10 protein-coding genes are annotated in these 12,021 nt (G+C 71.7%); 5 read left to right on the forward strand and 5 right to left on the reverse strand.

Features of this window, described 5'->3' with window-relative positions; translation table 11 throughout:
* Position 1 precedes the first annotated feature (1 nt).
* Together BAY60_RS17160 and BAY60_RS17165 are read left to right on the forward strand one after the other, a co-directional pair.
* Positions 2-487, forward strand: coding sequence for a hypothetical protein (locus BAY60_RS17160; RefSeq protein ID WP_146771030.1), 486 nt, complete (start codon positions 2-4; stop codon positions 485-487).
* Positions 488-492: 5 nt separating this feature from the next.
* The gene (locus BAY60_RS17165; RefSeq protein WP_112282440.1) at positions 493-1,533 is read left to right on the forward strand and encodes a PDR/VanB family oxidoreductase; all 1,041 of its coding nucleotides are present in this window, start codon (positions 493-495) and stop codon (positions 1,531-1,533) included.
* 321 nt (positions 1,534-1,854) lie between these two features.
* Here the strand turns inward: BAY60_RS17165 and BAY60_RS17170 are convergent, their stop codons facing one another.
* The 5 genes from BAY60_RS17170 to BAY60_RS17190 all read right to left on the reverse strand — a co-directional run bounded on the left by BAY60_RS17170 (position 1,855) and on the right by BAY60_RS17190 (position 7,880).
* A complete protein-coding gene (locus tag BAY60_RS17170) occupies positions 1,855-2,964 on the reverse strand; it encodes a hypothetical protein (protein ID WP_112281914.1) in 1,110 nt (369 codons plus the stop codon).
* On the reverse strand, positions 2,961-3,482 hold the full coding sequence (locus BAY60_RS17175) for a SigE family RNA polymerase sigma factor (RefSeq protein ID WP_245992565.1): 522 nt from the start codon (positions 3,480-3,482) through the stop codon (positions 2,961-2,963). The genes BAY60_RS17170 and BAY60_RS17175 overlap by 4 nt, the downstream gene beginning before the upstream one ends.
* A 171-nt stretch (positions 3,483-3,653) precedes the next feature.
* Positions 3,654-4,262 (reverse strand): helix-turn-helix domain-containing protein, encoded by a 609-nt coding sequence (locus BAY60_RS17180; protein WP_112281915.1) that lies wholly within the window; start codon positions 4,260-4,262, stop codon positions 3,654-3,656.
* Positions 4,263-4,341: 79 nt separating this feature from the next.
* On the reverse strand, positions 4,342-5,925 hold the full coding sequence (locus BAY60_RS17185) for an AMP-binding protein (protein ID WP_112281916.1): 1,584 nt from the start codon (positions 5,923-5,925) through the stop codon (positions 4,342-4,344).
* A complete protein-coding gene (locus BAY60_RS17190) occupies positions 5,919-7,880 on the reverse strand; it encodes an alpha-ketoacid dehydrogenase subunit alpha/beta (RefSeq protein WP_245992566.1) in 1,962 nt (653 codons plus the stop codon). The genes BAY60_RS17185 and BAY60_RS17190 overlap by 7 nt, the downstream gene beginning before the upstream one ends.
* A gap of 310 nt (positions 7,881-8,190) precedes the next feature.
* On the opposite strand from BAY60_RS17190, the gene BAY60_RS17195 reads away from it, so the two are divergent.
* Genes BAY60_RS17195 through BAY60_RS17205 form a run of 3 tightly spaced genes read left to right on the forward strand, consistent with a single transcriptional unit; the run spans position 8,191 to position 12,013 of the window.
* The gene (locus BAY60_RS17195) at positions 8,191-9,126 is read left to right on the forward strand and encodes an alpha/beta hydrolase (RefSeq protein WP_112281918.1); all 936 of its coding nucleotides are present in this window, start codon (positions 8,191-8,193) and stop codon (positions 9,124-9,126) included.
* 33 nt (positions 9,127-9,159) lie between these two features.
* On the forward strand, positions 9,160-10,452 hold the full coding sequence (locus BAY60_RS17200) for a sugar ABC transporter substrate-binding protein (RefSeq protein WP_112281919.1): 1,293 nt from the start codon (positions 9,160-9,162) through the stop codon (positions 10,450-10,452).
* A gap of 31 nt (positions 10,453-10,483) precedes the next feature.
* Entirely contained in the window at positions 10,484-12,013 is a 1,530-nt protein-coding gene (locus BAY60_RS17205) for a sugar ABC transporter ATP-binding protein (RefSeq protein WP_112281920.1), read from the forward strand.
* The last annotated feature ends 8 nt before the right edge of the window (positions 12,014-12,021 follow it).

The raw sequence follows: 12,021 nt of genomic DNA on the forward strand, positions 1-12,021 counted from the left end.
GGTGAACGGGATGCGGCACTACTACGAAGCGCGTGTCCTGCTGGTTCCTCAGGGTGGTTCCGCGATCGACGTCGCGGCCACCATGCGGGACCTCGGACTGGACGGCGTGCTGACCGCGACCGAGGCCGCCGGCGGTGGCTTCGGCCTGCGGCCGCTCGGGAGGCACGGTTGGGCCGCGTCGTCCCGGGTGGACAGCGCGACCGACGCCGTCGCGGGAGCGGACATCGTCATCCTTCTCGCCACGGACCTGGCCGAGGTACACGGCGACGTGTGCGCCGAGATCGCCGAGACCGCACGGCGGGACGGTGGCCTGGTGGCCGCACTGGTCGTGGGATCCATCGGGCAGGACACCCCCGGCGGCGATGGTGCCATGGCGGCGCTGCGGGCTGCCGTGGACATGCTCGTCGTGGTGCGCGGTCCTGAACTGGCTGCTTCTTTCGTGGACGTGTTGCGTGGCGGCAGGCGCGATGGCGTGGTGGCGGCGTGAGCACGATGACGACCGTCGAGGAGACCGTCGCAGGCAACGCCGACCTGCACGGGCGCCGCACCCTGCTGGTGCGGCAGGTGACGTGGGAAGCAGAGGGCGTGCTGTCGTTGCGCCTCACCGACCCGGACGGCGGGTTGTTGCCTGAATGGCAGCCGGGCGCACACGTCGACCTGGTGCTGCCGTCAGGTCGCGTGCGCCAGTACTCGCTGTGCGGGGACCCCGCGGACCGCAGGGCCTACACGATCGCGGTCCGGGACGAGCCGGATGGCCGCGGCGGCTCACGGGAAATCCACAGTAGTGCGCTGGCCGGCCGCTTGGTGGACGTGCAGGGCCCGCGCAACCACTTCGCGCTCGTGCCCGCGCCCCGTTACCTGTTCATTGCCGGCGGTATCGGGATCACGCCGATCCTGCCGATGGTGCGGCGGGTCCACGCGTGGGGTGTCCCGTGGCGGCTTGTCTACGGGGGACGGTCGCGGCAAAGCATGCCTTTCGCCGGTGACCTCGCCGAACTCGCCGATCGGGCCGCTTCCCGAGTGGACATGGTGCCGGAGGACGAGTGCGGCGTTCCGGATCTCGACGCGATCCTGGCCGACCTCGCCGACGGCACCCGGGTCTACTGCTGTGGCCCCGAGGGCTTGTTGAGGGCGGTCGAGCAGCGCTGCGAGAACCGACCGCGTGGCGTGGAACTCCACGTCGAACGATTCTCCGCCGTACCTGGCCGCCAGGAGACACCAGGCGAGGCCACTGTCGGCGGGGACGCTGTGCCGGGCGGCCCGCCCGGAACCTTCGAGGTCGAGTTGCGGCGCACGGGAGTGACGCTGACCGTCCAGCCCGACCGCACGCTCATCGACGTGGTGCGGGAGGCGGTGCCGGACCTGCTCTCGTCGTGCGAGGAAGGCTTCTGCGGCACGTGCGAGACGAAGGTGCTCGACGGCACACCGGACCACCATGACACGATCCTGTCCGCGCGGGAGCGCGAGAGCGGAAGAACGATGATGATCTGTGTCGGCCGTTCCCGCTCGCGGCGGCTGGTGCTCGACCTGTGAGCCGTGCGCCCGCCGAAACGCGCTGAATGCAGCTTTGCCGTGTGGAGCCGGGCACCCGAGAACAATCGCCCTGAGGACGAGAACGACGGCGGACAGATGTCCGGAGGCGTCGGCACCCCCATACGTCATCGGCTGCTGCCGGCGTCGACGTTGATTTGCCAGTGCTGGCGGACCCGCCCACGTTGGGAGCGTTCGTAGCGGAAGCAGTTCGGGTTGGAGTACCTGCGCACCGTGGAGAGGCGATTGGGCCGCAGGCTCCGGACACCGACAGACTGGCCGTGCACCCGCGGTGGGCGTCGCACCCGGTCGGCTGATGCGATCTCAGCCGGGGCCTGCCGGCAGGAGCCTGGCGACCGGCAGGATGAATCCGCCGGACCACTGGTGGACGCCCGTGCTGAGCGGGCGCAGGACCTCCGTGGTGAGCCTGCGCCTCGTCGCTCCGTCGTCGATGCCGTTGCCGAGCTCTCCGCTGTAGCGCACGACGACCTCCTGGATCCGGTCGTGCGTGCGAAGCCGCAACACGATGGCTTCCTCCCCGTAGGCGAGTTCGGGCACGCTGTGGATCTCCGAGCTGTTGGGCCCCTCTCCCGGCGGCGCGGTCGCGATCGCGGCGACGAGGCGTGCGGCGTCGGCGCCGGTGAGCACGCTGGAGGCCAGGATCGGCGCCGTCGAGCGGCGTGTGCCACCGAACGTCTCGAGGGCGTAGCGGCAGACCGAGATCGACTCGACGTCTCCGGCCGAGGGGAGACCCTGCGCTGGCGGTTCGGGGCGGTATCCGGCCTTGTCGGTCGTGATCGGGTGGTCGGCCGGGCAGCCGTGCCGGTCCTCGCCGACGACGGGCTGCGCCGAACGCAGGATGGCGGCGCGCAGCACCGGGTCATCGGAGAAGACCGTCACGAACACGCCGTGGATGTCCCGGGTCTCCTCCACCCAGCCGCCGTCGAACGTGCGCACGCCGGCCTCGGTCCGCCTGTCGAGGGTCAGCCAGTTCTCCCGCTTGTCCAGGGGCGGATACTCCGAGCCGCAGCCAACCGCGGTCGACCCACCCGGCCTGCCGACCGCACCGGGCCGCACACGGCGCGGCTCGCCAGGGACTTCCACGCACCATTGGTCTCCCTGGACGCCGTACCCCCAGTCAGGCGGCACCTGAAGCTGGATACCGGCATACGACTCCCAGCGCCAGGTCGGGTCGACCACATACCCGGCGGGTGGCGCGGTGCGACCGTCACCGAACACCGCCGTCACGGCGACCGGGACGGCCACCGCCACGACGACGGCCCCCGCCAGTGCGGCGAGAGCCTTCCGCCGGCGGCGCCGCCTGACCACGGCCTGCACCTCCTCGGCGAGGCCTGCCGTGGACGGCGCCTCGGCGGCATGGCGCCGCAGTGCCCGCGTCAACGCGGACGTCGTCTCCTCGTCGGGTTCGGTCACGGTGTCGCTGCCTCCTCGGTCGCGGCGAGCCAGTCGTGGAGGGTCGCGAGGCCGCGATGGATCTGGGATCGGACCGTGCTGACCGAACACTCCAGGATCGCCGCGATCTCCGTGTCGGAGCGGTCCTCGTAGTAGCGCAGAACGACCGCGGCCCGTTGCCGGGCGGGAAGCCGCCCGCCCAGCGCCCACAGGGTCTCCTCGAGGACCACCGCCTGCGCCACGTCGACACCGGCATCAGGCTCGGCGAGCCGGGTCGCGTCCGCCTCCGGGCGTTCCCTGCGCTGGAACCGCCGCCACCGGGACGTGTCCGCGTTGACGACGCAGCGGCGGAGATAGGCCTCCGGGTCGCCACGCTCGACGATCCGTTCCCAGCGCGCACAGGCCCCGACCAGCGCGTCCTGCACCGCGTCGGCGGCACGCTCACGGTCGCCGGTCACCAGGTACGCGAACCGCATCAGTGCGTCACCCCGCGTGGCGACCCAGGTCTCGAAGGCGGGTCTGTCGTCACCAGCGTCCACGCGGCACCTCCAGTAGTACCCACGCCGCAAGTCGGTTCCGCATTGCCTCGTGTTGCATCACGGTTGTGTGACGTCAGGCGTGTGCGGCCGGGAGGTATGCGGTGTTGCGACCGTGCCGTCGCGGTCACCGTGCTGGGGAGTCCGCAGTGGGCCCTTCTGGGGCAGGCCAGGTCAGCTCGTGACGAACCAGATGGCGCGCACCAGCTGATCGGTCTCGTTGAGCAGCCGGTGTGGCACGTCGCCGCGCATGGCGATCGCGTTGCCCTGCTTGACCCGCCTGCGGCGGCCGTTGACGACGACGGTCAGCGTGCCCTCCAGCACGTAGCCGTAGTCGTTGCCCTGATGCCGCTGCGGCTGGTCGGCGGGTGCGGAGTCGGCGCCGGGCTCGTACTCGGTGAGCAGGAAGTCGACGTGGTCGCCCTCCAGTTCGGCGAGCCTGCGCCAGCGCACACCGGTCTGGAACGCGAGGTAGTCCGTGGCCCTGGCCGGCCGGCTTCCCCTGCCGCGCCGGCCGTCGGACTTCTTCTCCGGCGCCACCGAGTGCCCGAGCAGGTCGTCCAGCGACAGGTTCAGCTCGGTGGCGATCGCGAACAGGGTGCTGACCGCCGCCTGGCTCTGGCCCAGTTCGAACTGGGACAGGAAGCTGGCCGACACGCCGAGCCGCCGCGCGAGCTCACGGACCGACAGCCCGGCGCGCTCCCGCTCGCGCCGGACGTTCTGCCCGACGGAGACGCTCATCCCACCGGGGTCGGCCCGGCCGACCCTGCGCGATTCGGCCACGTGTCACTCCCTGCGCGTGCTGGCGGTGGTGCGGAGCCGAGCGTACCGCGACGCGCGGGGGCTTCCGCCTGCCCGCGCCTCACCCGAGCGCTCCGCCGGGCAGGCCGTCCCGTGCCCGGAGCCGCTCGCGCAGGACGTGCCGCTGCACCTTGCCGCTGGCGGTGCGCGGCAGCTCGGCGACGATCTCCAGCCGTTCCGGCGACTTCTGCACCGCCAGCCCCGCTGCCGACAGGTGCGCGCGCAGCTGCTCCAGCGTCGGCACCAGGCCGTCCTGCGGGACGACGTAGGCGCAGGCCCGCTCCACGAGGACCGGATCCGGACAGCTCACCACCGCGACCTCGTGCACCGCCGGGTGTCCCAGCAGCAGCTCCTCCACCTCCGCCACGCTGAACTTCTCGCCGCCCCGGTTGATGATGTCTTTGATCCGGCCCGTGATGTGCACGGTGGAATCGGCGTCGATGCGGGCCTGGTCGCCGGTGCGGAAGAACCCGTCGGCGGTGAACGCCGACTCGTTGAGCCGCTCGTCGAGGTAGCCGAGGAACATCTCCGGACCGCGCACCAGCAGTTCCGGCCCTTCGCCCAGATCCGCGACGCGGAGCTCGTTGCCGCCCATCGGCGTGCCCTCGCCCGTGGCCGCGGCGTCGAGGTCGCCGAACGGGTCGGCCATCGACGACGTCGGCAGCTCGGTCGAACCGTAGGTGCGCACGACGCGGGTACCCATGGCCCGCCGGGCGTCGCGGACGAGCTCGGCCGGAATGTCCGCGCCACCGCAGACGAAGACGCGCAGGCTCGACCGGGCGCGGCGGCCCGCGTAGGCCTCCGCGAGGCCGCGCAGGAACGGTGTGGCGCTGACGGTGAACGTGCAGCCGTGGTCCTCGATGAGCCCGGCGGCCGCCGCGGGATCCCACCGGTCCTGCAGCACGACGCCACATCCCAGCTGCGCGGGCAGCACGACGCCGTAGCACAGCCCCGTGATGTGCGACAGCGGCGAGGCCATGAACACCCGGTCGCCGCCGCCGAGCCGGCACCACCCGGCGACGTCGCGGACCTCGGCCAGCAACGTCTGATGGCTGTGCAGCACGCCTTTCGGCCGGGCCGTCGTGCCCGAGGTGTAGAGCACGACGGCGATGTCCCGCGCTGACACCGCCGCGTCCGGTTCCGGGGCCGTCGAGTCCAGCAGTGTCTCGAACGGCACGGTGCCCTGCAGGCCTCCGCGCACGCTGACCACGGCCGCCGCCGCATCCGAGCGGTCCAGCAGGCTCCGCAGCTCGGCCGCGTGCGCGTGCGAGCGGAACCACGCCGGGGCGATCGCGGCGCGAGGCCGCACCTGCTCGACGATGAAGGCCAGCTCCCGGGCGCGGTAGATCGGCACCACCGGCACGAGCACCGCACCGGCGAGCAGCACGGCCCACGACGCGACGAGCGTCTCCCACCAGTTCGGCAGCTGGGTCACCACGCGGTCGCCGGGCTGGACGCCCAGCTCCCGCAGGCCCGCGGCGACCCGCCCGGCGGCGCAGGCCAGCTCGGCGTAGGTGAGCGTGGTGCCGGCTTCGGCGACCGCCAGGTCCGCGCCCCGGTCGGCCACTGCCAGCCGGAGCACGTCGGCCAATGTCGCACCGGGCAGCGCGTGGTCGACGGTGTGCGGCCGGGTGGCGCTCAGCATGAGACGACGTCCCTGACCGTGCGCACGATGTCCGCGGGCCCGGCGCGCCACTGCCGTTCCAGCCCCGGCGCGTACGGTGCGGGGGAGTAGGCCGCACCGACCCGGGCCACGGGCGCGTCCAGCGACCAGAAGCCCTCGCGCGCCGCGAGTGCGCTCAGCTCCGCACCGACCCCGAAGTCGACCACGGCCTCCTGCGCGATCACGAGCCGGTTGGTGCGGCGCAGCGACGCGAGCACGGTCTCGCGGTCGAGGGGCACGATCGTGCGCAGGTCGACGACCTCGGCGTCGATGCCCTCCCCGTGCAGGGTCCGGGCCGCGTCCAGCGCATCGTGCACCATGCGCGACCAGGACACGAGGGTGACGTCCGTTCCCGGCCGCACGATCCGCGCCTGGCCGAGCGGCACGCGGTGGCTCTCCGGCGGCATGGTGAACTTCTTCTCGTACAGCAGGCGGTTCTCGACGAACACGACGGGGTTGTCGTCCTCAATGGAGCTTCGCAGCAGCCCGTAGGCGTCCGGCCCCGAGCTCGGCATCACCACGGTGAGCCCGGGAACGTGGGCGAGCAGGGCCTCCAGGCTCTGCGAGTGCTGGCTTCCCGAGGAACGGCCCGAGCCGAACTGCGTGCGCACCACGAGCGGCACGGTCACCGCGCCGCCGGTCATGAACCGCAGCTTGGCCGCCTGGTTCAGCAGCTGGTCGAAGCAGACGCCGAGGAAGTCGAAGTACATCAGCTCGACTACCGGCCGCAGGCCGGACATCGCCGCGCCCACCCCCATGCCCATGATCGCCGTCTCGGAGATGGGGGTGTCGAGCACCCGTCCTGGGAAGTCCTCGGCGAGTCCGCGCGTGATGCCGAAGACGTTGCCGCCCGCGACGTCGATCCCGGCCAGGAACACGCGCTCGTCGGCGGTCAGCGCGTCCCGCAGGGCCTGGCGCAGGATCCGCGACACCGACGAGGGGCGCTCGCCCGGCCGCTCCGGCGCGGGCACGGGGGCGACCCGCCTGCGCGGCGCGTACACGTCGTCGCCCGCGGAGGCGGCCTCCGGATGTGGTGAGGCGTGCGCGAACGCCTCCGCGTCCGCGACAGCCTGCCGCGCGGCGTTCTCGGCCTGCTCGACCTCGGCCGTGCCCGCGCCGAGCGCCAGCAGCCGGTCGCGCGCCACGGTGAGTGGGTCGCCTGCCGCCAACCCGGCCAGCTCCTCCTCGGTGCGGTAGGCCTGCTGGTCGCCCTCGTAGTGACCACGCACGCGCAGTGTCAGCCCCTCGACCAGGCACGGGCCGCCGCCGGAGCGCACCTTCTCGAGCACGTCGGCCATCCCGTCGGCCACGGCGCCGACGTCGTTGCCCTCCAGTTCCACGAACGGCACGCCGTAGGCGAGTGCCCGCGCCGAGATCGGCACCGGGTGCTGGTCGGCGGCGCGGGAGAACTCCGAGAATCGGTTGTTCTCGCAGAAGAACACCACCGGCAGGTTGCGCAGGGCCGCCAGGTTGAGCGACTCGTGGAAGGCGCCGGTGGCCACGGCGCCGTCGCCGAAGAACGCCACCACGACCCCGTCCTGCCCACGCGCGGCGAAGGCCTGCGCCGCCCCGACCGCGATCGGAAGACCCGCGCCGACGATTCCGTTGGCTCCGTAGATGCCGAGCGACGGGTCGGCCACGTGCATCGACCCGCCCCGGCCCCGGCAGGCGCCCGTTTCCCTCGCCATCAGCTCCGCGAGCACACGGCGCGGTTCCAGGCCCTTGGCCAGCACGTGGCCGTGGCCGCGGTGTGTCGAGGTGATGACGTCGGCACGGCGGGTGTGGAACAGCGCCCCGACCGCGCACGCCTCCTGGCCCACCGACGTGTGCACGAAGCCGGGGATTTTCCCATCGCGGTACAGAACGGAGATTCGTTCCTCCAGTAGCCGGATGAGCACCATCCGCTGGTAGGCGTCGAGCAGCTGTGCGCGGTTCACGTGGCGGTCACTCCCGTCAGCCCCGGCGGCGACGATGCCCACCGGACTCGCTGGTGCGTGCGGAAACGGTAATCCCGGCATCCCTGTGGTGTCCAGTGTCGCTTTACAATCACACTCGTCAAGTGACACTTGACAACGCCTGTCCGGCGTTTCACGATGGGCGCACTCGGTGCTCGACGGCCCGATCATCCGTCGGCACACCCGTTCACCACAGGTGCCGCGCCGCACTAGCCAGGCGCGCAGACGCGCGAACAGTCCTGCCCGTGGCACGCGAAAACCGTGCCGCTTCAACACCTTCCGAGAGGCAACGATGCATCGGGACGACATCGAGTTCGACAGCGAGGGCACGACCGTCCGCGGCTGGCTGTACCGGCCGGAGGGCACCGGCGACGTGCCGGCCGTGGTGCTGGCCGGTGGCTGGTGCTACGTCCGCGAGCTCGTCATGCCCTACTACGCCGAGGCTTTCGCCGCGGCGGGCATGGCCGCGCTCGTCTTCGACTACCGCAACCTGGGCTCGTCCGACGGCGAGCCGCGACAGCATCTCGACCCCTGGGCGCAGATCCGGGACTACCAGAACGCGCTGAGCTTCCTCGAACGCACCGACGGTGTCGACTCCGACCGGCTGGGAGCGTGGGGCATCTCCTACTCCGGCGGGCACGTGCTGGTTCTCGGTGCGACCGACCCCAGGGTGAAGGCCATCGTCAGCCAGATCCCCGTCGTGGACGGCTACCGCAACATGCGCCGCGTCCACGGCACGCTCGGCTACCGCAGGCTGTGGCAGGCGATCCTGGAGGACCGCAGGCTGCGCGCGCGGGAGCCGGGCAAGCGCACCTACCTGCCGCACGCCAGTGAGAGCCCCGAGACGGAGCTCTCCGCATGGCCCTTTCCCGAGACCCGCCGCACGTTCGCCGAGCTGCAGCGCACCGAGGCGCCGCGGTACGAGAACTCGTCCACGATGGAGTCGGTCGACCTGCTGCTGAACTACGACGTCGGCCCGTTCGTCAGCCGCCTCTACGACACCCCGACGCTGATGCTCGTCGCCGAGGGCGACGACCTGACGCTGTGGGACCTGGAGATCGAGAGCTACAACCGGATCCCCACGGCGAAGAAGAAGCTGGCGGTGCTCCCCGGCACCTCCCACATGACGCTGTACAGCGACCGCGCCAAGCTGACGCTCGCCGCCGACGAGGCGTCGCGCTGGTTCGCCGCGCATCTGCTCGGCCACGGCGCGAATCCGCGGTCCTGACCCGTTATTCCCATCCCGAAGGAGACAAGGACAATGGTGTCCACAGAGTCGCGGATCGTCGACATGGCAGTGCGCGGACGGTTCCCCCATCCGATGTCGCGCAGGGCGTTCCTCTCCGCAGCCGGAGCGGCGGGAATCGTCCTCGGCGCCAGCGCCTGCGGCGCATCCGGAAGCTCCGGCTCCGGTGCCGCCCAGGGTGGGGGCGACATCCGCAGGGAGAAGACCTGGTGCCAGGTCACGACCCTGACCAACGACTACTTCGTCGCGTTCAACGAGGGCGCCAAGCAGGCGATGGGGGCGCTGGGGGTCGCGATGGTGTCGCTGGAGTCGCAGGCCAACGTGAACACGGCCATCAACCAGGTCGGCAACGTCCGCGCGCAGGGCGGCAAGTCGATGTTCGGCACGCCCGCGACCGAGTCCGAGGCCGCGGCCGTCACCAAGGCCTGCCAGGCCGCGGGCATCCTCTACGCCAGCTCCTACACCGCGCCGCCGTGGTACACGCCTGCCGACGCCGACAGCTGGGTCCGGTTCATCACCCCGCCGTCGACGAAGATCGCCGAGGCGACGGCACGGGCGCTGTTCGACGAGGTCGGTGGCTCGGGCACGATCATCCACGTGCCGGGGCAGAAGGGCTCGTCGGCCGACAACCAGCGCACCGCGGGACTGAGGAAGGCGCTGCGGGACTACCCGGACATCAAGCTCGTCACCGCCTCGCCAGGGGACTGGACGTCGGAGGCCGCGCGCATCTCGTTCACCAACATCCTGCCGTCGGTGCGCGACTTCGCCGGCGTCTTCGCGCAGAACGACAGCGAGGCGGCCGGCGTGATCGCGGCACTCGACTCCCGGGGCATCAAGGGCAAGGTCGTCACCGGTTTCGACGGCAACAAGCAGAACCTGCAGTACATCGCGGACGGCAAGCAGTACCTGACCAGCGTCACGATCGGCGGCCTGACCGCCGCGCTGCTGGGCATCACGCTGTTCGACGTCCTCAACGGCGTCGAGCTGGCCCTGCCGGAGCGCTTCCTCTCGCAGGGCGCGCTGCTGGTGACACCCGACACGGCGGGCAAGGTGCTCGACACCGTCTACACCGGACAGTTGCCGTTCGACTGGCCGAAGATGAGCAAGGCGCTCAACCCGGACGCGTGGGACCCGCAGACCCTGCTCAACCCGCTCGATCCCCGGGAGCTCTACGCCGGGGTGCCGCAGGACGAGTACCAGCTCAACGCCGCGTGGGACTCCGCCGATCTCGGCAAGGTCCGCACGGCCTACAGCGCCGCGTTCCGGTCGGGGCCGCTGTTCGAGTACAAGGACCAGCTGGTCGCCTGAGCCCGCACGATCCGACAACGGGGAGCCTGCCGTGCCCGACACCTCCACCGTCACGCTGACGGGAATCAGCAAGAGCTACGGCATCGTGCGCGCCCTGCGGGACGTGTCGCTCGAGATCAGCACCGGGGAGGTGCTCGGCCTCATCGGCGAGAACGGCGCGGGCAAGTCGACGCTCATCGGCGTCATGAGCGGCACCGTGCGGCCGGATGCCGGCACGATGACCGTCGACGGCACCGACGCGCCCCTCGGCGACCCGCGCAGGCTCGCCGATCTCGGCGTGTCGGTCGTGGTGCAGGAGCAGGCGCTCGTGGAGTCCCTGCGGGTCTACGAGAACATCTACCTCGGGCGGGAGGCGCTGGCGGGCAGCCGCGGGCTCTCCCGCGCCCGGCGGCTCCGGGCGGCGGCAGGCGAGCTGCTGCGCGACATGCACATCGACGAGTTCGGCGCGGACGCCGTCGTGGCCGGGCTCACCTACCCGCAGCGGCAGCTCGTCGAGATCGCCAAGGCCTTCGCCTCGGCCCAGCACACCGCCCGCCCGCCACTGATCCTGCTGGACGAGCCCACCAGTGCGCTGAGCGAGCACGAGACGGAGCTGCTCTTCTCGCTGATCGAGCGGTGGCGCAGCAGGGCGGCGTTTCTCTACGTGTCCCACATCCTGCACGACGTGCTGCGCGTGAGCTCCCGGCTGCTCGTCCTGCGCGACGGCCGGGTCATCGACACCCTGCCCAACGACGGCGTCACCGACGCCCGGCTGCACGAGCTGATGGTGGGCAGGGAACGCAGCGCCGACTACTACCACGAGGAGGCGCAGCGCGGCGCCGTGTCGGGCCGTCCGGTGGTGCAGATCGTGGGCGGCGGCAAGGCGGGAGCGTTCACCGGCGTCGATCTCGTGGTGCGGCCCGGGGAGATCGTCGGGCTGGCCGGGGTGATCGGCTCCGGCAAGTCCGAGCTGGCCGCGGCGGTGGCCGGAGCCGAGCGGCTCGACACGGGCGCGATCGTGCTCGGCGGCGTCCGGCGGCCACGGTGGACCGTGCCGAGGGCGGTGCGGGAAGGCGTCTGCTACGTCCCTCCCGAGCGGGCACAGGACTCGCTCTTCCCGAAGCTGGGGGTGCGCCCCAACATCTCCGTCGGCTTCCTCGACGTGCTCGCCTCCCGCTGGACGCGGCTGCTGCGGCTGGCGGCCGAGCGCTCCCGGGTCGCCGACCTCGCGGGCAGGCTGCGGATCAAGACGCCGTCGCTGGCCACCCCCGTCGGTGAGCTCTCGGGCGGCAACCAGCAGAAGGCCGTGTTCGCCCGCTGGCTGGCCAGGGACTGCCGCGTGCTGGTGCTCGACGACCCCACCCGGGGCATCGACGTGGGCACCCGCGAGGAGATCTACGGCCTGATCCGCGAGCTCGCCGCGAGCGGCGTCGGCATCCTGCTGTGCACCGAGTCGCTGGAGGAGATCATCGGCCTCGCCGACCGCATCGTCGTGCTGCGCGACGGGCGGGTGTCCGCCGAGATCCCCGCACCGGCCACCGCCAAGCCCACCGAAGTCGACGTCGTCAGTCACATGATGTGAGGTTGTCC

It is taken from the genome of Prauserella muralis (assembly GCF_003202285.1).
Classification (GTDB): domain Bacteria; phylum Actinomycetota; class Actinomycetes; order Mycobacteriales; family Pseudonocardiaceae; genus Prauserella_B; species Prauserella_B muralis.

Bases quoted from the DNA above. Each gene is read 5' to 3' on its own strand.
- BAY60_RS17165 (WP_112282440.1), top strand. From the start codon at position 493: ATGACGACCGTCGAGGAGACCGTCGCAGGCAACGCCGACCTGCACGGG.
- BAY60_RS17185 (WP_112281916.1), bottom strand. From the start codon at position 5,925: ATGCTGAGCGCCACCCGGCCGCACACCGTCGACCACGCGCTGCCCGGT.
- BAY60_RS17195 (WP_112281918.1), top strand. From the start codon at position 8,191: ATGCATCGGGACGACATCGAGTTCGACAGCGAGGGCACGACCGTCCGC.
- BAY60_RS17200 (WP_112281919.1), top strand. From the start codon at position 9,160: ATGGTGTCCACAGAGTCGCGGATCGTCGACATGGCAGTGCGCGGACGG.